This window comes from Paenibacillus sp. FSL L8-0470 (genome assembly GCF_038008625.1).
Lineage (GTDB): Bacteria > Bacillota > Bacilli > Paenibacillales > Paenibacillaceae > Paenibacillus_AQ.
Genome location: NZ_JBBOZM010000001.1, coordinates 2,272,139 through 2,295,829, shown reverse-complemented (window position 1 = coordinate 2,295,829; position 23,691 = coordinate 2,272,139). Strand labels below are relative to the sequence as shown.

Here is a 23,691-nt window from a genome sequence, read left to right as displayed (position 1 = left end):
TAATGTAATTATCGAAACAATAAAGGAAAATTGAAAGAACCTCCGTCAAGAGTTGCCACTGCCTTCGAAACTGCCTACCAATTGGCCTATGCCAAAGATAAACCCGCTGACGCAGCGAAAGTGCTTGACCTTGTATTCTCGAAAGTTGAAGAAGCAACATTAACACTACAGTACAAAGCTTTTGTATTACGAGCCGATATTGCTGCATCCATGGATGAAATCGAACTTATGAGTAGTTTTATTGAAAAAATCGACAGTTTATCTTTGACAGGTGCAGAGCTTGAAGAAGTGATGGAGGCAACCGAAAGATTAGATGAACTCAAAGCCAAACAACCGCTTATCTGAATGGGTCAGAAGGGGCGGCTGTTTTAGAAATAACAACAGGTCATTTATTTATTCTCTATTATTTCCATTTCATCACATTCATCATTTGGATAGCAGTATGTAATACCTTTCTTATATTTCATATATATTTCTATAGAGTTCGCTTTAGATTTATCATAAAATAATAAACTCACTTTTTTAAATTTTTTACTTTTAGCCTTCTCCGCAAAAAATCCGACCTCATCTTTAGTAATGGCTCCCTCACTTTGTTTCACTAGTACTGCAACATAATATGTTTTTAACTCCTTTACTCTTTTCTCACTTGTTTTCAAATCGATTAGATATGAAATATGTTGATTGTTAATATCCGCTTGGATTTTGTTTATGAATTTATCATTACTTTCTATACTCACTTTATGGAGATAATCGTCTATATTAGATATCCACCCTAAACCCCGAGGTCCAAAAAGAGAGAAGAATATAGTAATAATAAAACAGATTATCATCAGGTTTTGATTATTGTTTTTTATTGAGTGTATTATGAATAATAGATAGCAGATCACAATTACCAATAAGATGAGACTGGGAATTACAGCATTTTCATATTGAGGCTCAATAAAACCAGGCTCCTTATCCATAAGGAGCACTATATTCAATACTGACAACCAAATTCCCACTCCCGCAAAGACACTAAATATAAGAAACAATATGCTAACTAGAACAATCAGATATATCTCCTCCTTTCGATTTCCCCTTTTAGGTAATTATCGGTAGGCAATTACAATGGCTTCCACTCTCTTATCTCCGTCAACATCTGCTAACAAATATGATTTTGACCGAATTCCCGTATACAAGTTACATTCAATCTTAGTATAATTTAACAGGAAATTATTTCATTTACCATTGTTGAAAAATACTATGTGACTTAGAAAGGTGCTAAAAGAATGAAGCTTACAAAAAAAGTATGCTTGATATCGTCAATACTTGTGCTTCTTTGTAACTGGAGCCAAGTGTTCGCTGAAGTAGGCGATGTAGAGTCATTGAAGAATAACGCCAGCTATTATCAATACTCCAATGGGACCAGCAGATTGAATTATAAAATATCCCCCTCTGAAACAACTTATTACCTATACGACTCCAACGGGAATACGACTAAAAAAATCAGTTCAAAAAAACCTCCCATGTTTACCTCTTCTGAATATAGTGGTTTTGAAGCTTATAGATTAGGTGACAGCAGCTCTAGCACCTTTTGGTCAAGTAATGGTCACCCTGTAGAAACTGGACAGGAATGGGTTGCTACGGATTTAGGTGAAAATCATATGATTAGTGGAATCAGTTTAACTCCCAGAACCACATTAGGCTTTCCAAAAGATTTCAAAATCCAATCCAGTGATAACGCTGTAACATGGTCTGACGTCCCACATCAGTCTTATACCAACTATGTGAATAACGGTTCTGTGCAATCGTTTAAATTTGATAGTTCAGTGGTAGCCAGATATGTTCGGGTGTATGCAACAAAGTTGGGGAAAGATGATATGGGCAACTATTACTTTCAATTATCCGAGTTCAGTGCTGATCTTAGCAATATTGCAGCCTCATCTAGCTTGCAAGGCTGGTCTGTTAACAGATTAACTGACAATAATACCTCCACCCTTTGGTCTACTCCGGCTCATGGGGTTGAATCAGCTATAGAGTGGATTGCCTTCGATTTAGGCAACATGGAGACCGTAGGCAGTATTAGCTTAACTCCCCGAGGAACCTATAGCTTTCCAAAAGATTTCAAGATCCAGGCCAGCAATGATGCTTTAACTTGGTCTGATGTTCCAAACCAAAGCTATACCAATTATGTAAATAACGGGAGTGTGCAAACCTTTACTTTTGAGAGCTCAGTACTGGCTAAGTATATCCGGGTCCACGCCACTAAATTAAGTAAGGATGACATGGGCTCGTATTATTCGAATTCAAGGCTAACATCACCAATGTGGCTGCATCATCAAGCTTAATTGACTGGCCTGCCAGCAGATTATCAGATAATAATACTGCGACTTCGTGGTCAAGTGTGGCACATAGCAATGAGTCAAACACAGAGTGGGTTATTTTGAATTTAGGAAGTATAAAATCGGTTAGCGGAATTACGCTATCCCCGCGGGCAACCTTAAGCTTCCCAAAGGATTTCAGTATTCAAGCTAGCAATAACGCTATACTATGGACAGATATTCCAAATCAATCATATACCAATTATGCTAATAACGGATCTGCGAAGAATTTCAATTTCTCTACTCCCGTTTCAGCAAAGTTTATAAGGATTTATGCGACCAAACTTAATGTTGATGATAGGGGGAGTTATTATTTTCAACTGAATGAAATAAAGGCTGCTCTCAGTAGCCTAAAACTCTAATCATAGCTAAAACCCGCCTGAATCAGGTGGGTTTTTATCAAGGAGACTTTATTTAATGAAAAAGAAATGGTTTTTTTCTTCTTTCCTCATCTTTAATCTCTTGTTATTTAACTTTAGTACCTTCATCTTTGCTGATTCTTTTGAGCCGGCTCCGAATGAACAGATTAAAACAACTATACGAAATGAATTCAATTTAAAGTATCTTGATTCGTTGAGTTCAGTGAAATCAGAACACGGCCTCGAAGAAAAAGAAAATTTTGAAAATGCACAATTAAGTTCAGGAACTGCTTACTACAAAATATCTGATGATGCAAACAGTAGTGAGTTAGTTTTTGCAGGTTATATCTTTTCAATTAAATTGAATAACATTAATATTGGAACAATTTATTCAAACAATGACTCCGGTTCGTGGGAGATATTCAACATTACTAGTGATATAAATAATGAGCAATCATTTGTAGCAACACAATCATCCCTTAAAGAAGGAGAAGACGTAAAACTTGTTAGTGACGTTAGATATGGTATAGACGCTTTATACATCCATGGGATAGCAGGGGAACGAGTAATAGATCTGAACAGCAACAACCCTACATCAGGTAGCCTCCACGCAGAGAAAACAATATTCAAATCCGTTTTTGATGAAAAAATAAAAAGTATTAAGGAAAAACGGGCTGCTTCTCCTACTAAAAACGGAGTCCTTGAAATGGGGTCAGGACAAGTTAATTTCACTGAACCTGAGGCTACCTCTAATACCCTTCCAGTAATTTTATTTCTTTTTGGCGTTATCTTAGTTATTCCTGTCTTATTTGTCTTAACACTTATTCTAAAGACACGTTAGGATTCAAAGTAATCTCAAAAGCACGGCCCCAAATAAAATCCGGATCATCATGAAGGAGTTCTGCACTGACATATTCCGAAAATGACCAAGTGGTTCCACAAATCTGGCGGACGTTATAAGCCGTTCCAGAACCGCAGTTAAGGAATGCACTTTTCCCGGAAAGTGAGGTTGTATGCGTCTGCATCCGCTCCCTCAGCACGTCTTGTAAATGCAAATAGTCTGCTGGACTATTGAACAAAATCATATTCTGGTCTGCAATCGTAGCGATATTTGTATACAAAGAATTGGCTCTCGAGTACTCCCGGATTTCACCAATGGCTAACGTTTTGTAATAATAGTCTTTCAAGAATCGCTTGAACAAAAGCGTTCCGTGAGCGTTGACTGCTGAACTGAGTGCCTCAGCATCTTTTTCCGTAACCAAGTACGCATACCGCGCCTGACCCATACCCAGCGCAATCCCGATCTTGTTACCTGGCGTGTTCCAGCCACTGTATCCTAAAATACTCCCCGTATGCTCGCTACTCAGCAATGCTTCGGTTACAGTGGCATTCGCTGCGCCACCACCCACGAAATCAATGACTACAGTTGGAACGTGTTGGGTACTGTTGGCAGCAATCCGGCTGACCGCAGCCGTTACCTGATTCGCAGCAGTTATCGCGATAATTTCCACGGTAGGTGAAGTGCTCACAGACTTTCCGCCAACAATATCCACATGACGCAAAATATTTTGATGCACATCCATATATTCATATGGACTGGTGATGGTGGAGCCATGTGGTCCAAAGTATTGCACAGCATACCTTGGCTTTATTCCGCAGCGGTAGAGCTGATTCGCCATACGTGCCACTAGCGCCTGCCCCAATCCGTCTGCATCCGGAAGAATAATAGCCCGCTCTGGATTTTGACCATTCTTTCCGCCAAGACAAGCATTGATGCGCCCTTCCAGAAAGTTAATCTCATTGATCTGTACCCCCTGCGTATTGGCATCATCGACACCCACCGCAAGAAAATCAATGTATCCCGCTTGGACCAGCTTCTCTAGAATGTAACGATTACTCTTGAACTTGTGCTGTCTGGTATTGTAATACTGGTCTTTATTAAAATGGGCCGTACTGCCATAAGAACCGGTTGGCGACAAGTTATATCCGGTGAGAATATCAGCAAACTGTGAAAAGCTTTTCCGTGGCTGTAACATGAAACTGCGTGATTCTGTATAGGCTTCAAAGGTTAAACCTTCTGCAAAAATCGTTGTGGCCAGCCTCAAAATGGTATCCAGTACATAGACCGGCTTCTTAGGATAAGATTGTTTAACTAAACGAATCACGTCGAGCAAATTCGTGATAGTCGCATCATAATCCGGGTAAGCTCCGCCTGCACTCGTCCGAAGACGGCGACTTCCGATCAATCCCCCATAAGCTAGCATATCTGTTGAGATGATAAAGCCATCTACAGAGGCTGCATTATCAAGGATAAACTGCCGGATGTTTGCGGTATTCCCATAGGCGGGTGAAGAGGTCGCCAGTAAGGTTGTTCCCGATGCTGTCTTTTGTGAATCCAGCCGGTTTCTAAGATCCCCTACACTTGGCGTGATCACATTGATCCCCGCCGATCTCCCTTGGACAATAACATCATCCAGATTGACCGGTCTATCATCCAACGGTACATACAGTACATTTTTCATTTTTATCAAGCTCCCTCCTAAACCCATTTCGTTCTCCTTTATTTGTGCCTTCACTTATAGGGTAATTTAAGCGGACGTAATACAACCAGAAAAAATATTTTGTTTGTTGTGCGTCCAGCGTGATACTGGGAGGGCACCGGGGGGCAAAAAAAAGACCTTGAGGACTATTATATCCTCAAGGTCATACACCGAAAATCTATTATTGTATCTGCCTTTTTAACTCTTCAATATCATCTGTAGTTTTTAGCATGCACTTCTTTAAGTACTTTTTTCGAAGCTTTTGCAATTGGTTTTTTCAAAAATCAATTTCTGTATCTAGTGAAGCACCTACTTCCAAGCCAAACCTTATTTCTTCGCATAAAATGATGTTCTAACAGGTGAAGATTCATGTGATTTTATGCATTTATTCCACCCTGTCAAAATGAGGAACGAGTGCAAAGCAAACTAAACAAACTGACGCCAGTGGAGTACCGGCGCCGCTTTGCAGCCTAGGTGTTTTTTCAAAGTTTATTTTTGGGATCTTGACCGATAGTCCTAAGCATGGTTGTCCATCAGAAATTAGTGGTTTAAGTTTTAAAGTTGTCCTATAGGGTTCCAATTGGGATGAGATTTCCTACCCTTGGAAAACCATAAACATCCTCCATTAACCCATTTCTCGTTCCATATCTTGTATACAATTTTTTATCATCCATATCGTCGTCATCAAAGCCAAAGTGAAATCCACAACATCGACATATATTCGTCATGTTGATCTCCCCAAGGTAATCAAAAATCCCTACATTATCACCAGCTTGATCACCAGCTTGCCTTTGCAAAATGTTACAACCAAACATTACCTTGGTTTCAGAACCCCAAATTTTTGTGACCTACCCAAGCCTCGGTTCTTGAACGCAACTTATCTTACGCCAATATTATTTCTAGGATAAATACACAGCCTCATCAATAAAGTCTTCAACAATCGATAAGTTTAATAAGGGAATAAGTAATATCCTGTTACTCCTTCTTAGTACATCCGAACAATGGGCCAACCTTCCTCTTATTAAATTTTTCCACTCATCGTCCAACCACGGAAATCAAAAAACTTGCTTTCCATGCGCCAATCCAATAGCGGCTGAAGCATTCCATCGTTCGTTACTGATATACCTTATCTCCCGATCCAGTCGTGAAGGTGAAAGCTCAAAAGAATCAATTAATTCATCAACAGTATAATCAACTGATATTCCCCTCTCCAGTTGTTCTCGTACTGTCAATTGTCTTTTAAACAAGCCTCCTTTAAGACCCTCTCCAACGTACCAGCCTTTTGTATAAAGCAGGTTCCTCTCCACCAGCCGATCATTTATTAGGATGTCGCCTTGGAACTTCTTGCAATTACCTGAAAGTAAATAGGATAAAGCCCAGCCACCCTTGGTTGGTTGGCCTACAATACCATAGACTTTTCCTGAATCAAACCGACAGGAAAAGTGCTGAAGCTGATCTGTCCAAGAAACAAAATTCCACATAGTTGGTTTACATTTTACAGATATATCTTGCATTTCAAGAGAAGCGATTTGTTCCACTATTTAAACCTCACTTTCCTAATATTTGTGATATTAAGCGGCCCATTCGCAGCTCTTGCTATTTGTTGCAAATTTGAGGCTACGGTCCTATCAATACTCAGTACACCTCGCGGTATTTCGAATTCAATAACAGTCTCCAGTGAACGGGCCCCGGAATTCTTTGCTTGAGCCAATGTGGCTTCAAGGTCCTTTTTTTTCAAAGAATACAATATCCATACTTACTGTAAAAGCAATAAAATCTCTGCTGCCTCTTCGTCAACGTATTCTTGTCTTTCTCGTTCACTAGGATTAAAAGCTAACCTTTTAAGATCAGCCTCCATTTCCGATAATACAGTTGGTGGTAATTTGTTCACCAAATTCACAAGTATTGAGTATTTCCAACAATCATCATTAGAATCGAAAATCCCCCTTAGATAAGGTATTAATTCAGAGCCTAAGGGAACGAGTATATCTCCGATTTCCTGTGTAATTGGCCAATTTGAATCTTTAGTCCACTCTAGTAGATCAGAAATAATAGGTTTAATTATGTTTATATCCAATATTTTCAAAGTATTAACTGAATTGAAATCGAATTTATCCTTTGGGATTAATCTTTTGATATCCATTACTATTCCCCCTACTTAAAATAAACTAAAGTTAGATAAAAGGACTAACCTCGCATTCTCTCTTGATTCCATCCATAACTTATGTAATCTGGATCGTCTTTTAATGCATTCTGTTGAAGTGATTCTATAACATTGTTAATATCCATTTCACATCCTCATCGGTTATGTTCTTCCCTTATTTCCCACTATATATTTGAGTATAGTAGTGTAAACACTATCATATACATCCGAATTGAATTCATCATTCCACACCGGGTCTAATGCTAACCCATTCACCTAGAAGTTGATTTCTAGTTTAGTTTTACTCGGCACTGGGTGGAGGCTATGTAAAATAATACAAAAATAAACCACATGGAGTTGTTACACTCTTATGTGGTCGGTATAATTTTATCCTATTGCGAGTCCTTACTCCGGCTTCTATTATTCAAAATTGAAACATTTTTCACCAACTTGATTGCATTTCCATGCTCCGCGTCGATTTTCAGTACTTCATTCCCCCAGTAAATAGAGTTATCAAGATCTTTAAGTTTGTAATAACAATGGGCAATATCATACAGTATATCTGTATCATCCTTTAGATGTTTGTGGGCTTCAAGATAATAATTCAATGCATCTTTATAATTTCCTATTGCATAATAAGCTATTCCTTGATTATAAATTGCATTAATACAATCTGAGTCCAATAGGTAGGCTTGTTTAAATTCTATTATAGCTTTATCTATTACATCTAACCTAAGATAACAGAGACCCAGATTTAAATGAGTTTCTGATTGGTTATTATCAATAGACAAAGATTTTTCATAATATTCTTTTGCCTTCATAATGTTATTTTGTTGAAAATAGTATACTCCCAAATAATAGTAATCATCCTCACTATTAGGTTCAACTTTTGCTGCGCTCTCAAAGAACTCTAATGCTTTATCACGATCTCCCATCGCCAAATTCACTCTTCCAAGATTTATCAGTGGTTTCTCCCAATTAGGATTATTCAGAACTAAGCCTTGCAATATACTTTGAGCTTTGGTTAGTTTGCCTAATTTCAAATAACAACATGCTATATAATTAATACAGTCTTTAGAATATCTAATGGCTAGAGCCTTCTCAAAAAACTCTAGGGCAGTTTGATATTCTCCTTTTTCATAATTATTATTTTCTGCATCCTCAAATAACTTATCATAATTGCTCATAGGTTACCTCACTTTTAATAAATCAATAATTGATATTTATGAGCTATTCATCGACTTATATCATGGAATAGGAATAATATAGACCATACTGTTGGCCTAATTTAGCTCTTGAATCAAAAGAAGAAGGGGCCTGCTCTTCATTCCATAAAGAAGAGAATTACTATTCAATTCCTTTCACTGCAAAAGCGATAAAATCTCGGCTGCCTCTTCGTTGACTAATTCTTGTTTTTCACGTTCAGTAGGGTTTAAAGCTAACCTTTTAAGGTCAGCCTCCATTTCCGATAATACAGATTTCGGTAGATTTTTAACCAACTTCACTAGCATTGAATATTTCCAACAGTCATCATCAGAAGCGAAAATTTTCCTTAGATGAGGAATTAATTCACTCCCTAAGGGTAGCAGCAACTTCCCAATTTCTTTTGTAGTAGGCCAATTTGCATCTTCAGTCCACTCTAATAAATCAGGTATAATAGGTCTAATTAAATTAATATCCAATGTTTTCAATTTATTAACTGAATCGATATCCATTTTATCTTTCGGGATTAATCTTTTGATATCCATTTTTATCAGCCTACCTATGATCATATTGAAAGGTGATTACTTTCAAAACTAAAGTTAAATAATAAGGATTAGTATCAGCATTCACTCTTGGTTCCATCCATAACTTATATTCGTATAGATCAGCAGCTCTGATATTCACATGACCTGTTACAGGATTATCTACCTTTGCAGTCAAGACTCCTGTAGCGTTAATCCCTTCAATTGATGTAATCAACCTTTAGATTCATCTGGCGCAAGAAACGCGGATAATCCCTTTGTATCTTTAAGTCGAGGTGTATGATTTGTATTGGTCATTGAGCCACTATGATATATTGTCTGCTGTCACCACATTATGCCTGTCATGGATACAAGGCAGTATTGAGAAGTCCCTGAAAGTTCAAGTACTGTTTCTTTCCTCCCAGCCACTATTCTTCCTCAAGATAAGGTGATTGAAAAGGTTCAATAAAAAGACCAGAATTAACTATAGCTTTTAAAGAATTCTTACATTTTAATGCACTGCCAATATACATGTAATAATCAAACCCAAAGTGAACAAACATACCACTAGTCTGGAGTTTGCACCAAAGCTTTTCTCTTAGCACTAATTTACATAACAACACCAATTCATTCCCAGAAATAGAATCACCATTGTTAATATTACTATAGATTTTTTTCATTTCATCAGAATAAAGAGTATGGAATCTGTCGTTTAAAAATCCAAAATCATGCTTCTCAAGATTTGTCACTTGAAGTGAGTTTATTTTCATCTCATTCACAATTGAAATTAAAGCCATTATATATAACGATTCAGTTTGTAAATAATGTTCAATTAAAAACACTTCATTTGAGTATGATTTTCCAACATCACTTATAGAAGTCCATTCCTCTTTTGTATAGTCCCCATTAATACGGTTATTCGGGCTATATTTGGTAATTCTCCAATAATACATATTAGTCTCCAATCTTGGTTAAAAGTGCATCAAAAGTTCCTGACCGAGTATCTTTACTGTTTAATTCTTTTACTGATCTCGCCATTTTCCATGTTCCACCATTTAGCTATTATATCTGTTTATTTGTCATTGGCAATGTCTTACCTTTTTTGAGTTGCTAAAGGTTTGTTGCTCCTAGTACCTTGACCGATTTTAATTCTAGTTTTATGCTCTACCTATAAGAAAAATATGGGAGGGCTAGCAGATGAACAAAAAATACGAGATTCGACTTGAACCGAAAGAACGCGAATGGATCGAACAACTTCTCCATGCCGATTCGACGTCGCCCGGCATTCGCCGCCGCTGTCTCGTGCTGCTGCTTTCGGACGAAAATCAAGGTGTCATCCCCAAACAGACTGAAATTGCCAGTCGTTCAGGAGTCAGTAATGTGACAGTCTATTACACGGTAAAAGACTATTGAACCCGCGGGTTGGATCAGACGCTCCGTTACCGTCGACGCGATGAGCCGGCACGTCCTTCACCGATCACAGGTGAGGTGGAAGCCCGAATTATTGCGCTAGCTTGTTCCGAGCCTCCAAAGGGGTACGCTCGCTGGACCATTCGTTTGTTGACGCGTCGAGTCATCGAACTGAATATTTTGGAATCTGTCGGACGAGAAACCATTCGGACGACTTAAAAAAAACAAAACTTAAACCTCACCTGAAAAAACAATGGTGCATTCCCGCCAAATCGAGCAGTGAGTTCATCGCTCGGATGGAAGACGTCCTACAGACCTACGCCCTTGCGTATGACCCTGATATCCCCCTCATTTGTATGGATGAACAGCCGATCCAACTGCTCAATCATTCACGGCCTCCACAAACCATGAAGCCTGGACAGGTTCTACGAGAAGATTACGAATATGTTCGCAAAGGAAGCTGCAGCCTGTTTCTGTTCACGGAGCCGCTCGCCGGGTGGCGTCACGTGCAGGCTTCGGAAAGACGGACTAAATCCGATTGGGCTCTGCAGATCCAGGAGTTACTGGAGGTCCACTATCCAGAGGCGAAACGGGTTCGGCTAGTGATGGACAACTTGAATACTCATACGATCTCGTCCTTGTATGAAACCTTTGCACCTGAACACGCATTAGCCTTGGCAAAACGGCTCGAGATCCATTACACCCCTAAGCATGGCAGCTGGTTGAATATCGCAGAAATTGAACTCAGTGTTCTGACGATTCAATGCCTGAACCGCCGAATTGCCTCCATTGAAGAATTGCAAGTCGAGGTGTCCGCTTGGGAAACCGAACGCAACCGAATCCAGAAATCCGTCGATTGGCAATTTACCACTGAGCAGGCACGAGGCAAGTTAAAGCATTTATATCCTGAAATTTGATTTGGTCAAGGTACAAGGGCGTGTATGCAAACCTAGGCAAGCCATATCATAATGGCGGCTAGAGATAAAAAAGCCATGAAGGAACAAGCCAACTTATCATAGCGAGCCGCCAATCGATGATAATGTTTCACTTTATAAAAAAAACACTCAATAAGATGACGTTCCTTGTAAATTTCTTTATCTATTTTTCGTTGCGTTCTACGATTTTTTTTGCTGGGAATGACCGATACGGCGGAATTGTTCTTTCAGCAGCTGAAGAATTCGATCCGTATCATAAGCACGGTCGGCCAACACTTGTTTTCTTGTTAAATCCATCTGCTTTAGTATCTCGTAACCGGTGACCGAATCATGACACTGTCCTCCGGTCAACACAAAGCGAAGCGGATTACCCAAAGCGTCAACCACCGCATGAATTTTGGTGTTTAAGCCTCCAACCGATTCAGATCATTCGGCACTGGGGGGGGAGCTTGAAAAGACAAAAAGAAACCACATGGGAGTTCATATACCATGTGGTCGAAAAATAACTTATAAGTAATATACGATAAACAAAAGGTTTTAAACGAAAAAAAGTGATCACCAATCCTACTCAAAACAACAAGTGCTATCCCATAGCTTCATCATAAGAAAACACAATCAATTTTTAAAACTCAAGTAACTTTATCCCAAACATTGGTCGATACCTGTTTATAGTCCTTAAGACTATGATTACGACTTGTCATACAAGTTCCTAAAACCCATCTCACCACATTATAACTATTAAGATTTAACTTTTCAAAATCTTCGTAGTAGTCCACAATCACCTCTACGCCTATTGCAGAAACAAGTAAATCATTAACCATCTCAGGAGACAATAACATATTTGAGACTTCATCATAAATAGGCTGGTTAAGTTCATCAAGCATATTACTGTCTAAGTAATCAATATTTTTTGTGTCAAGGGAAATGCTTGTCTCATAGATGTTTTCTACCTTATTTAATATCACTACAAATTTACTGGAGTTAACCACCCCGCTAACAGAAATAATTCTTCCTTCTTCAAGGAGCCCTAAAATTTCATTAATATCACTTTCACACGCATGAATCTGTAAATCGTCGTATTCCCAATTCTCCACAGACTCAATTTCATTAAAAGAAGCGTTAAGGCTCCTGGCTTGCACGACTCCAAGTAGCCAATTCAAATCAATTATGTTTTTTGTAAATATGATTATATTGAATTTAGCGCTCATTTATATCACCTTCCTCCATTCGCCTCATTAATTGCCCTATTAACTCTTGTGGAATCTGCACCAGGATAAAGACTGATAAAATCGCCATTTTCTTTAACTCTCAACAAATCGTTTCCTCTAATATAATAAAACTCATTATAATTTGCGTCAAAAACAACTCTATCTGGATTCTTGAATATGTTATTAGCATAGTCTTTGTATTGTTGATGAGTCATTCCCGGATAATCAAGCTTATGCTCTCCATATTTTTTCCCCAACTGTTTATTGTCAAAATTAACAGAATTAAAATTGGCAATTTTAGCTGTGGTCTTAAGAACTATCTTTTCTCCCGCTTTAACACCATACTTCTCCATTATTCCTTTAGCTAGCCCATACTGTCCGTCACTTTCCATTAATAATACTAATGTGCCATCATCTGCGTATGTTACAAATGATAGCGTAAGCCGCATGACCATCATCTGATCTTTAGTGATACCTTTTCCTGAGTTCGCAAGCTTATCAAATGCTAGTCTGTCACTATTTCGCCATGCAAGATAAAAGTCCCATGCCACACTACCATTGTTGTTATAAAGAACGCCATTAGAACCTATTGTTTTACTTTCGAATGCTGAGCCTCCGATTTCTTGTCTATGTCCCGTCGGATCAGTATAAATCAACGGATTATTACTCACATACGTATAAAGATTCTGGCTCAGCGGATTATCAATCTGCCCTTCAACCGTATCCTCATTTAAAAACCGCCCGATACTCGGATCATAATACCGTGCACGCAGATAGTAAAGGCCCGTTTCTTCGTCGTAAATCTCACCTGCATATTTAAAGGAGTTTGGTATCCCTTCCGTCAGGCTGGTGATATTCCCCCATTCGTCATAGCTGTAGGTGTTAACCGATGTTCCGCTGGTATTGACGATTTGCACCACATCGCCATGACCATTGTACAAATAGTAGTAATCCTTTGCTGCCGTCTTGTCCTTTTTCACCAATACCCGGTCTCCACGGACAAAGGAGGATTTTTGTATTACAGTGCTGCCGTTTAATTTCTCCTCTGTGATAACTTGCCCACTAAAATCATAATTGACCTGAGTATGGGTCGTTCCAGTGCTCTTCAAATACCGAAGGCCGTCCGCATAGTAGGTGAAGATGGTCGTATTCCCATTTTTGGTTAATCCGGTCAAGGTATTTTGCAAATCATAGGTGTAGCTTGTATCGCTCAGATCCAGACTGGTGCTGACGCTCTCGCTTGAGGTTAGACGATTGCCACGCACATCATACGTGTACTGCGTACTTTGACCATTCGGCCGTTTGATGGACAGAAGACGATTTAAAGCATCGTATCCATAACTTGTCGTTTTTGCTGCTCCATTATTGAGGACTTCAGTTACCGCTGTAATATTCCCATTATGATCATAGCTGTAGGTGTATCCCGAAAGCACGGAGCTACCCTTTGTATTCTTCATGCTCTCTACCCAACCGAGTGCTTTGTTGTACGTGTACTCTGTTTTCAAGATACTTCCATCCGTCAACGGCGGATAAGTAATTGTCTTGACTCGGCCATTTGCATAGTAGCTATACTGTACATTGTCGGATGCGGCTTTGCTTAGGGACGCGCTACCATTGGTTTGAACGTTGATCAGCCGCTGACTGTCAAATTGGTAGTTTACATAAAACCCAAGATTGGAATCGTTTATTTGTGTCATTCGGCCCAGTACATCCAACTCGTTTAAGATGTACGACGAATGGCCACCCGCACCCGTAGTAGAATATCCAACGGAGTAGTCGTTACGTACTTGGTTCATGCTATCCAGGTAACACTTCTGCGTTGCCCTTAAGGCTCCATTCACATAACTATTGATCGTACGGTACTTTGGCGATCCATCTCCATAGATAACATCGATTTTTTGCGTCGCAGATGTATTATTGATTACTCCACTAACGGAACTACTCTTTAGTTGACCTCTCTGGCCACTAAAATGATTTCAATAGCTTATTAATAGCGTTCTATATAGCTAGGGGATCGATGATCTACATCTGATTTAGCTAACGCAGTTCCCACTCGTTCCACTTTAACTATTCTTTCTTCTGCTACGAGAGGACTTAAGAGTGTCCCCACTCCTCCACTCATGCCTGAAACCGCACCAACAACTGCATCGTTTATTGATATTTTTCAACACATTACATGTACGTACAGGACATGTACGTACAGGCATATTTAGAGGAATATCATACGGAAGTGATGAGCGTTAAGTTCTTTCAAGGTGTGCCACCCGATTCATTCAGTACTGGGTGGGGATAAAAGAAAGACCTTGAGGATTGCCGCCCTCAAGGTCTTTCTTTTATGCTTTCGGATTCAAATGTTTCTTTAATCCTTCATACCAATCCACATTTGTGCCATACTTGATGTGATTATGGCTTAACATTGATTCAAATTCCGTTAGCTCGTCTGTCCACCTAGGGTAGTTTCTTTTAAATTCATTAACGAAAATTGCACTCCCTCCCAACACGGCATGGTCTTCATGAGAAATGAGTACTCCCCAAGTTCCTTTTTTTGAATAAATTGCATTATTCAGAACCAAAGTCAATTCTCTGTACTCTTGATAAAATCCTGACGAAAGCGGGCCTTCCCAATGCGCCGGATGATAGATTTCACTGTCATCAGGCAATATAAAACTATCTGGCTCAGCCTCTACCTCAGAAATGTAGCACTGCATATCGCCTACTTTTTTTGCACTTTCCATTAATGCACTGAACTGAGCATCATCCAGATAAGTACCACAAGTCGGGTACAGTAATAGTCTTTCAGAAATTCTGCTTTGAAACATCTCTTCAAAGGGATTCCTACTTTTAAAAACTAAACTAAATGCTTTCCTGAACCGAACCATTTCCATTTCATTTTGAGGTCTTCGAATCATCGTATCTTCCCCTCAATCTGTAAACTTTATTTTTCTAATTCCACTAATTCCATTAACATTTATTGTGGGTTCATGGTTCCCGTAGGTTGATGTCGGACGATAAGTGAAAGTAATTCCATTTGCGTCCTTAGCTACAAACACCCCCGGGGAAACTTCCTTTATGGTAGACTGGTCTACTTGAGCCTTGAAGAAATTATAAGCATCATCTGCATTCCCCTTGATAGCCCTAATATCTTTTTGGTCTGCTTGCGTTCCAATCTTTTTCAAATCATCTGCGCTGAATTTACCCCAACAACTATTATGCGTCCAAATCCCAAAATTCGAGACAAAATAAGTATGGAAGTCCTTCACCTTAAAATTATATACCGTAGCATGTTCCTTCTTAACTTCAATCTTCTCAATGGCTAATTCTTTGCCATCCGAGGTTGTCAGAACATAGCCTACCACAAGATGCTGTGCTTCAACCCAACCTTTGCCGACAATCCAGAACGGATGCTCATCGGTTGTTGTAATGACTTCATCCCCAACAGTTATATTATACGTTTCTTCAACATCACGTTGGAAGAGCCATTCGACTTCTTTATAAGCTATCTCGCCTGTCTCATCATCCTTGGAAAGTACCTTATCCCCTACCTCAATTTCCTCGATAGGTTTCTCCCCTTCGTCTGTTTGGACCTTCGTTCCAGCAGTGAAGCAATTGCACGTCTTTAGTGCCCCTCTTATAAAATCGGTTCCCTTATTCGTTAATTTTGCTGTTTTACCTTGAGGAGTTAACTCTATAAATATCATTCCAGCAGATAGAAAATGCTCTAAAGACCACGGATTCTCCTGAGATATTTTATAATAGTCATTTAATTGAGACATAGTCCCCATTGACCAAAAGTCTATTGCCGAATACCACGTTGAATTTGCCTCTTTAAAAGAATTCCACTCTTTTTGCCAGAATCCAAAATCTTTACCTCCTGCTCCACCTGTGCCCCATTCTTGTCTATGTCCCGTCGGATCAATATAAATCAACGGATTATTACTTACATACGTATACAGATTCAAACTCAGCGGATTATCAATCTGCCCTTCAACCGTATCCTCATTTAAAAACCGCCCGATACTCGGATCATAATACCGTGCACGCAGATAGTAAAGGCCCGTTTCTTCGTCGTAAATCTCACCTGCATATTTAAAGGAGTTTGGTATCCCTTCCGTCTGGCTGGTGATATTCCCCCATTCGTCATAGCTGTAGGTGTTAACCGGTGTTCCGCTGGTATTGACGATTTGCACCACATCGCCATGACCATTGTACAAGTAGTAGTAATCCTTTGCTGCCGTTTTGTCCTTTTTCACCAATACCCGGTCTCCACGGACAAAGGAGGACTTTTGTATTACAGTGCTCCCGCTTAATTTCTCCTCTGCGATAACTTGGCCACTAAAATCATAATTGACCTGAGTATGGGTCGTTCCAGTGCTCTTCAAATACCGAAGGCCGTCCGCATAGTAGGTAAAGATGGTCGTATTCCCATTTTTGGTCAATCCGGTCAAGGTGTTTTGTAAATCATAGGTGTAGCTTGTATCGCTCAGATCCACACTGGTACTGACGCTCTCGCTTGAGGTTAGACGATTGCCACGTACATCATATGTGTACTGCGTGCTTTGACCATTCGGCCGTTTGATTGACAGAAGACGATTCAAAGCATCGTATCCGTAACTTGTCGTTTTTGCTGCTCCATTATTGAGGACTTCAGTTACCGCTGTAATATTCCCATTATGATCATAGCTGTAGTTGTATCCCGAAAGCACGGAGCTACCCTTTGTATTCTTCATGCTCTCTACCCAACCGAGTGCTTTGTTGTACGTGTACTCTGTTTTTAAGATACTTCCATCCGTCAACGGCGGGTACGTAATTGTCTTGACCCGGCCATTTGCATAGTAGCTGTACTGTACATTGTCGGATGCGGCTTTGCTTAGGGACGCGCTGCCATTGGTTTGAACGTTGACCAGGCGCTGACTGTCAAATTGGTAGTTTACATAAAACCCAAGATTGGAATCGTTTATTTGTGTCATTCGGCCCAGTACATCCAACTGGTTTAAGATGGACGACGAGTGGTTGCCCGCACCCGTAGTAGAATATCCAACGGAGTAATCGTTGCGTACTTGGTTCATGCTATCCAGGTAACGTTTCTGCGTTGCCCTTAAGGCTCCATTCACATAACTATTGATCGTGTGGTACTTTGGCGATCCATCTCCATAGATAACATCAATTTTTTGCGTCGCAGATGTATTATTGATTACTCCACTAACGGAACTGCTCTTTAGTTGACCTCTCTCGTCGTAGTTGTAACTGAACACACTGCCCATACGGTCCGTTTTACCGGTCTGTTGACCCAGATGATTATAGGACACACTTTCGCTTTTGGCGGCGGCGTCCTGCTTCGTTGTCATCAGTCCGATTTCGTTGTAACTCTTCGTGTTTAAGGTTTGTTCCGACTCACCCTTGCCCTGAACGGTCACCTTGGATATTTGTCCATTTCCGTCATAGCTGTACCGTGTGGTCTGATTTAGCGCATCCTTAACACCAGTTAACTGATTTAATGCGTTGTAACTGTAATGGGTTGTCACGCCAGCCTCATTGAGATGGTTCATCGGGTCGGTATATCCCGTAAGATTGCCGATAATATCGTAACTGTAGCGCTCAGTGATGGGCTGCGACTGATTCGGCCAATCTCTAAACGTCCGCTTCGAAATCACCCGGCCCCACGGATCATACGACTCCTCGATGTAATTCATCGTTTCGGAGGTGCCCGCCGCAGTCAGGTAGCTTACCGCTTTCCGCTGCTTCAAATTATAATTTGTCACGAAGACATTACGATAGGAATCCGTTAAACTTTTTTGTTGGCCCCAAGCATCATACCCCACCGTTATTTCATTGGATAGTGCATCTTTTTGATAGATGGGTCTGCCCATATCATCATAGTGATACTGGGTGAATACCCATTTTCCAGCGTTGTCATCAAAGTGTTCCTCTAAAAGGGCCAAACCCATTCCGTTATAAAGCACATTCGCATAGGTTTTGACCACGCTCTTATTCGATAACTGAGTGACAGTTCGGATAGAGTCCACTTTTAAGACCGGCATTCCCGTATTGACAGCATCAAAGTTTGCGGAACTTGTATTATAGTAGTTATACTCTACGACCTCACTGAACACTTCTCCGTTGGCGTTGGAGCGATTTGGATAGGTCTCTTTTTTCAGACGCCCTGCGGCATCATATTCATACCTCGTGGTCTTGCCATTCCCGTCGCTCTGACTTTTCAGCAATCCGTAACCCATCTCATAGCTCATCGTGGTTTTCACAATCTGCTGATTGGATGTACCAATGTTGAACCACTGCTGTTGTTCGGTAGGGTAGGCACGGCGGCCTTCGGGCCCGTACTGGGTCACGCTTTTGGCCACTAGTTGGCCTTGGGCGGTCTTCTCCGCCGTTGCCTGGGAGATCCCTCCCGTACTATTAAAATAATTATAACTGTATACCGTCCTGTCTCCTAACGCATTGGTTACCGTTACCGGCCGTCCCTCAGCAGTATAGGTATAACGTTCATTTTGCGGTGCTGCATCATTTTCATTGGTATACCAGGACTGCGTTTCCAGCAAATGATATTTAGGTTCATACTGGTAGGTAGTTGTATAATGCTGTTTGATTGCCGGATTATTAAACTGATCTCCAGTCAACGGCTTCGTTTGATTCTCAACCTGCCCCCAGCTGTTATACACGGTTTCGGTGTATAAATGATTTGCGGTTGCTTCAGTGTCTTGAGGAGCATACTCCGAGAGGGTAGTCCTTGTGGGATACCGGGTAAAGACTCCATGAAACGCCGTATTGTCAGTGATCTTCCGCTCGCCTCCAGCCTCACGGGTCTCCGTCCGAAGCACTCTGCCATCTTTATCAAATGTATGAGTGGTTTGGAGCCCATTACTGGCAGTCGTGCTAACCACAGTTGACGTCGTACTAAAGCGAAAATCCGCAGGCAAAACAGCGGGATATTGATCCGGGGTGTTCCCCGTATAATCACCTGTGTACGAATAGTTTATTTCCTGATACGTCTTGGATGCCGTCTTGTCCTTTCTAGATTTCGCCCGATACTCTATGACGGTGGAATTCGGGCCGGTATGACGATCGGCTTGTTCATATTCATATTCTGTAACAGAATTGGGATACGTAATTTTTTTCAGGAACGAATTAAATAGAAATCCGTCGTAAGAACCAACATAAGAAGAAAAGCCATTTTGGTACTCGAAATAGGTTTTCTCTCCGTTTTGATCGGTAATTGACGCAAGGTACGGAATATACTTTTGAAGTGGGGGTATGCCTATATTTCTTTGAATTTCCCCCAATACTCTCCCTTTCGTCAATACCACCTTCTGAACTTCTTGCGTTGCGTTCTCTTCGCTATAGACCCGAATATCTACGTTTTCCCCATCAAACACCTCGGAATCCAGGTCTTCCTCGTAATTAAATTTCACCACACGGCCAACAGTATCCGTTATCGAGAACAATCTTCTTGATTCGTCGTATTTAAATGTAATCGTATTGCCGAAGCGATCTACGATTCCAATTAAATCCCCATCATTGGTAAAGTATTCTCGTTTAAGATCTAAGTATTCAATGTAGGAACTTGATCTTTGTTGCCCATTACTGAATGCGCCATTGTTCCAGTTTTCATATACCAGTCGCTTGTCTTTGCCTTTATAATTGAGTAAATGTGTATAAAGTGAGAGCTCATCATTACTATTGTCATCACGAACTCTATACGCATTGCCTGTTCCATCGTGGTAGATGAACCCCGTATCACCAGCTCTTTGTAAGTATGGGAATTGATACGACCACCCACTGCCTAAGACCGGAAGACGATAATTGTAGCTATATTCCCAACTCTGAAAGTTGGGATCCCACCATGTACTAATAAGAAAGGGAATACTTTGGTTGGAATTGTACATAAGGCCAATATCTAAGTCCAGTCCATCCACACCAGGCAAGTGAATCAGGTTTTCTTTCCGGGTCACACTCCCTGACACCGGATCGACCATTTCACTGGAACTGTTGCGGTCATTAAACTGCGGTTTATAGGTTTGATTGATTTGAGCAAGGGCTAACTTGTTGATTACACCGGATACGGCTGCATCGAAGGTACTCATGGAGAGGGCTAATTCTGATCGATACCCTTTACCGGTACCCTCTTCTTGTCCATATACTGAGGAGGAAACTGTTTGCTTTCCGTTAAAAGAAAAATGGTTCAACATTTCAGTTGCATACACATTTTCCTGTACAGTGGGCTTACTGAATATTCCTGCTTCTTTTTCAAGTTCCTGCTGGATATCCTCCCAGGATCTTTTCTCATTCAGTTTCCATTTCCAAAGTTCCAGCGGGGTTCGCTTCTCCTGTAGCAAGCTCAGATAATTTACCCAATATACATCAACCTTGGAGGCTCCAGCCAGAACAAGCGGTTCAATTTCTGTTTGGGTTAAATCCAGGGACCTGGGTTCAGCCGCACGGGCAAGAGGCTTCTCTAAATTTTCCTTTGTTTTCCCAGGAACTAATTTCATACGCGTTTCATAGGTTTTCTCTTTTAACATTTGAATGGTTAACATGTTCGGATCGTAAACGTCTCCAGTTACGGATACAACCTCGTCTATAAGCTTTTTATTTTCAGCAAAGGCTGATTTCATCTGGACATTTCCGGGATTAAATGTAGGCTCAATTTGCTGTTCGGATATTGTATTCAATGGGGCTGGAGAAGGAGCAGGACTTTCCACCTTAGTTTCGGCCTTCACATATTCAGAGGAAAGGATCGGATTGCTCTCAGCAGCGGCTATACGTTCATTTGTAACTGGAAAACCGCCTACTAATATAGTAAAGGATAAAGCAACGTTGAGAAATGAATTCATCTTTTTTCTATTCTTCAAATAAATACTCCCCTATCATTCATTTTTAAAGTCATGTATAGCAAAGCACGAATCTAGTGCAAGAGCGGTCCACCCCCTAATTCAATTCACATAAGCTATTACCGGTCTCCAGATTGTTCCGTCATAGGCGGGTCAGCGCATTGCAGCACTATTCCGTTCGAGTCCCCTTCAGATTGCCATTCGAGTCATAATTATAGTAAGTCGTCTTATTGTTGGGTTGTTTGATCTGCACCAGCCTTCCATTATCATCGTAGGTATAAGTTGTCGCTTGCTTAATAATAATGTCATCAATGGAGAGAGCGCCTCCACCATAAATCCCCCAGAATAAATAGTAGTTTTCTTGATTTCCGGTAGTAAAGGTGACCGTTTCTACTCCTTTTGTTCCCGAGGGACTATTCCATGTACTCCAGCCTTTGGTTTCAATATCATCTAGACCACGTGCTGAGAAGTAAAAATAGCGGTTGGCATTGGTTGAATCCATATCAATAGATTTATAAGAAAAGGTCACTGAATAAGTCGTATTGCTCTGAAACTTCACTTGATCCAAATCTGTACTTGCGAAGTTCGCCCACTGCTGGGAAGCTGTGGAGCTTAAATAGGCAGAATATGACCCGCTGACGGTTTTTGAGGGTTCATTAGTAATCATTCCGGATACGGGTGAAAAGCCAGTCCCGCTATATGAGCCACCCTCAAAGGATTCACTTACTTTCGAGATTTCTATATCATCCAGCGAAAGAGCGCCACCTTGACGGATGCCCCAAACCAGATAGTAATTTTCCTTGCTCCCTGTCGTGAACGTAACGGTTTTGCTGCCCTTGCTGCCACTAGGATTCTGCCAGGTGGTCATTCCTTTCTCTTCTAGCTTGTCTGAACTTCGGGCCAGGAAATAGAAGTACCGGTTGGCGTTCGAGGAATCCATGTCAGCTGATTTATAGGAGAAAGTTACTGAATAAGTCGTATTGGGTTCGAATTTATACTTATTAAGATCTGTATTTACAAATTCCTTTGTTGGTTCGGTCGCCAGTGATTTAAGGTAAGCTGAATATTGTCCAGTAACCACTTTGGAAGATTCATTAGTAATGACTCCAGAGCCAGCATTGAAATTAGTATTGGTAAACGAACCACTCTCTAAGGATTCATTTACTTTTGTGATTTCTATGTCGTCAATGGACAGGGCGCCGCCTTTAAATATTCCCCAGATCAAATAGTAATTCTCTTTGTTTCCCGTTGTGAATGTTATCGACTTTCTTCCCCTATTCCCACTAGCGTCACTCCAGGCCGTCCAGCCTTTGTCCTCTGTATTATCCGTACTTCTGGCTAAAAAATAAAAACGGCGATCACTTCCGGTTGGCACCATATCGATAGTTTTATAGGAAAATGTAACTTTATAGGTCGTATTTTTTTCAAACTTCACTTTGTTCGTATCCGTATAGGAAAATGCTTTCCAATCCTCTGTGTTTAATGAAGAGAGATAAGCTGAATATTGACCGTTAACTATTTTTGCTGGGTCACTCGTAATAACACCGGATCCGGCAAGGAAATTAGTCTGATCAAATGAACCCTTTTCAAAAGATTCGCTCTGTGCGGATATTTTCTTAACGATTGTTATATCATCAATTGAAAGGGCACCCCCTGCGTGGATTCCCCAAATTAAGTAATAGTTAGCTTTATTTCCGGTTGTGAACGTCATCGTTTTTATGCCATTTCCCCCACTTGCATCATTCCAGGTTGTAAACAGCTTGTCTTCCAGGTTGTCAGTACTGCGAGCAAGGAAATAAAAAAAACGGTTCGCATCCAGCGGCTGCATATCCAATGATTTGTAGGAAAAAGTCACCGAGTAGGTAGTGTTTTTTTCGAATTTAATTTTACTTTGATCTGTATAGGAAAATTCCTTCCACTCCTCTGATGCTTGAGAACTCAAATAGGCGGAGTACCTTCCACTAACTATCTTTTGTGCATCACTGGTAATTGTCCCATTCACAGGGAGATAGCTGGTGCCATTAAAAGTACCACTTTCAAATGATTCTTTAGGAGCCACTACGTTCTCTGCAGCAAAAGCCTTGTTCTGAAAAATGCTGAATGCAACAATAATCATTAAAAATGGCAGTACATAGCTAGTAATTTTATTGGTTTTCATTCTTGCTCCAA

At 40.5% G+C, this 23,691-nt stretch carries 22 protein-coding genes; 7 read left to right on the top strand and 15 right to left on the bottom strand.

The genetic code is table 11. From position 1 onward, the window contains the following. Positions 1–81: 81 nt before the first annotated feature. Entirely contained in the window at positions 82–345 is a 264-nt protein-coding gene (locus NST99_RS10255; RefSeq protein WP_341091440.1) for a hypothetical protein, read from the top strand. 44 nt (positions 346–389) lie between these two features. Here the strand turns inward: NST99_RS10255 and NST99_RS10250 are convergent, their stop codons facing one another. Then, a complete protein-coding gene (locus tag NST99_RS10250; protein WP_341091438.1) occupies positions 390–737 on the bottom strand; it encodes a hypothetical protein in 348 nt (115 codons plus the stop codon). 531 nt (positions 738–1,268) lie between these two features. Here NST99_RS10250 and NST99_RS10245 point away from each other — a divergent pair. From NST99_RS10245 to NST99_RS10240, 3 genes are read left to right on the top strand one after another with little or no spacing between them, the layout of a single operon-like run. Then, complete coding sequence (locus tag NST99_RS10245) at positions 1,269–2,327, top strand: discoidin domain-containing protein (protein WP_341091437.1); 1,059 nt, start codon at positions 1,269–1,271, stop codon at positions 2,325–2,327. Next, positions 2,306–2,722, top strand: coding sequence for a discoidin domain-containing protein (locus tag NST99_RS33690; protein WP_445744960.1), 417 nt, complete (start codon positions 2,306–2,308; stop codon positions 2,720–2,722). Before NST99_RS10245 ends, NST99_RS33690 begins: the two co-directional genes overlap by 22 nt. Positions 2,723–2,777: 55 nt before the next feature. After that, the gene (locus NST99_RS10240) at positions 2,778–3,560 is read left to right on the top strand and encodes a hypothetical protein (protein ID WP_341091436.1); all 783 of its coding nucleotides are present in this window, start codon (positions 2,778–2,780) and stop codon (positions 3,558–3,560) included. Here NST99_RS10240 and NST99_RS10235 read toward each other — a convergent pair. The 7 genes from NST99_RS10235 to NST99_RS10205 form a co-directional block, all read right to left on the bottom strand. Beyond that, the gene (locus NST99_RS10235) at positions 3,541–5,241 is read right to left on the bottom strand and encodes a DUF4127 family protein (protein WP_341091433.1); all 1,701 of its coding nucleotides are present in this window, start codon (positions 5,239–5,241) and stop codon (positions 3,541–3,543) included. The genes NST99_RS10240 and NST99_RS10235 overlap by 20 nt on opposite strands. A gap of 1,073 nt (positions 5,242–6,314) precedes the next feature. Next, positions 6,315–6,797 carry a hypothetical protein gene (locus tag NST99_RS10230; RefSeq protein ID WP_341091432.1) on the bottom strand — a complete coding sequence of 161 codons (483 nt, stop codon included), beginning with the start codon at positions 6,795–6,797 and terminating at the stop codon, positions 6,315–6,317. Positions 6,798–7,015: 218 nt separating this feature from the next. Further along, complete coding sequence (locus tag NST99_RS10225) at positions 7,016–7,402, bottom strand: DUF5071 domain-containing protein (RefSeq protein ID WP_341091431.1); 387 nt, start codon at positions 7,400–7,402, stop codon at positions 7,016–7,018. Between the two features lie 392 nt (positions 7,403–7,794). Beyond that, on the bottom strand, positions 7,795–8,589 hold the full coding sequence (locus NST99_RS10220) for a tetratricopeptide repeat protein (RefSeq protein WP_341091430.1): 795 nt from the start codon (positions 8,587–8,589) through the stop codon (positions 7,795–7,797). 174 nt (positions 8,590–8,763) lie between these two features. Further along, positions 8,764–9,150 (bottom strand): DUF5071 domain-containing protein, encoded by a 387-nt coding sequence (locus NST99_RS10215; protein WP_341091429.1) that lies wholly within the window; start codon positions 9,148–9,150, stop codon positions 8,764–8,766. A 404-nt stretch (positions 9,151–9,554) separates the two neighbouring features. After that, on the bottom strand, positions 9,555–10,091 hold the full coding sequence (locus NST99_RS10210; protein WP_341091427.1) for a hypothetical protein: 537 nt from the start codon (positions 10,089–10,091) through the stop codon (positions 9,555–9,557). Continuing rightward, the gene (locus tag NST99_RS10205; RefSeq protein ID WP_445745024.1) at positions 10,081–10,164 is read right to left on the bottom strand and encodes a toxin C-terminal domain-containing protein; all 84 of its coding nucleotides are present in this window, start codon (positions 10,162–10,164) and stop codon (positions 10,081–10,083) included. Before NST99_RS10205 ends, NST99_RS10210 begins: the two co-directional genes overlap by 11 nt. A 159-nt stretch (positions 10,165–10,323) precedes the next feature. Here NST99_RS10205 and NST99_RS10200 point away from each other — a divergent pair, with 159 nt between their 5' ends. The 3 genes from NST99_RS10200 to NST99_RS10190 are packed head-to-tail and all read left to right on the top strand — an operon-like array spanning position 10,324 to position 11,453. Then, positions 10,324–10,539, top strand: a complete 216-nt coding sequence (locus NST99_RS10200; RefSeq protein WP_341091426.1) for a hypothetical protein — start codon at positions 10,324–10,326, stop codon at positions 10,537–10,539. A gap of 9 nt (positions 10,540–10,548) precedes the next feature. Then, entirely contained in the window at positions 10,549–10,755 is a 207-nt protein-coding gene (locus NST99_RS10195; RefSeq protein ID WP_341091425.1) for a helix-turn-helix domain-containing protein, read from the top strand. Then, on the top strand, positions 10,671–11,453 hold the full coding sequence (locus NST99_RS10190; RefSeq protein WP_341097610.1) for an IS630 family transposase: 783 nt from the start codon (positions 10,671–10,673) through the stop codon (positions 11,451–11,453). Before NST99_RS10195 ends, NST99_RS10190 begins: the two co-directional genes overlap by 85 nt. A 32-nt stretch (positions 11,454–11,485) precedes the next feature. Here the strand turns inward: NST99_RS10190 and NST99_RS33685 are convergent, their stop codons facing one another. The 7 genes from NST99_RS33685 to NST99_RS10160 all read right to left on the bottom strand — a co-directional run bounded on the left by NST99_RS33685 (position 11,486) and on the right by NST99_RS10160 (position 23,680). Then, positions 11,486–11,626 carry a hypothetical protein gene (locus tag NST99_RS33685; protein WP_445745023.1) on the bottom strand — a complete coding sequence of 47 codons (141 nt, stop codon included), beginning with the start codon at positions 11,624–11,626 and terminating at the stop codon, positions 11,486–11,488. Positions 11,627–11,651: 25 nt separating this feature from the next. Beyond that, a complete protein-coding gene (locus NST99_RS10185; protein WP_341097609.1) occupies positions 11,652–11,867 on the bottom strand; it encodes a transposase in 216 nt (71 codons plus the stop codon). 233 nt (positions 11,868–12,100) lie between these two features. Beyond that, the gene (locus tag NST99_RS10180) at positions 12,101–12,679 is read right to left on the bottom strand and encodes a hypothetical protein (RefSeq protein WP_341091424.1); all 579 of its coding nucleotides are present in this window, start codon (positions 12,677–12,679) and stop codon (positions 12,101–12,103) included. A gap of 5 nt (positions 12,680–12,684) precedes the next feature. Further along, complete coding sequence (locus tag NST99_RS10175; protein WP_341091423.1) at positions 12,685–14,475, bottom strand: RHS repeat-associated core domain-containing protein; 1,791 nt, start codon at positions 14,473–14,475, stop codon at positions 12,685–12,687. 537 nt (positions 14,476–15,012) lie between these two features. Next, positions 15,013–15,588 carry a hypothetical protein gene (locus tag NST99_RS10170; protein WP_341091422.1) on the bottom strand — a complete coding sequence of 192 codons (576 nt, stop codon included), beginning with the start codon at positions 15,586–15,588 and terminating at the stop codon, positions 15,013–15,015. Between the two features lie 12 nt (positions 15,589–15,600). After that, positions 15,601–21,543 carry a polymorphic toxin-type HINT domain-containing protein gene (locus NST99_RS10165; RefSeq protein ID WP_341091421.1) on the bottom strand — a complete coding sequence of 1,981 codons (5,943 nt, stop codon included), beginning with the start codon at positions 21,541–21,543 and terminating at the stop codon, positions 15,601–15,603. A 148-nt stretch (positions 21,544–21,691) separates the two neighbouring features. Continuing rightward, positions 21,692–23,680, bottom strand: coding sequence for an RHS repeat domain-containing protein (locus NST99_RS10160; protein ID WP_341091420.1), 1,989 nt, complete (start codon positions 23,678–23,680; stop codon positions 21,692–21,694). Positions 23,681–23,691: the final 11 nt, after the last annotated feature.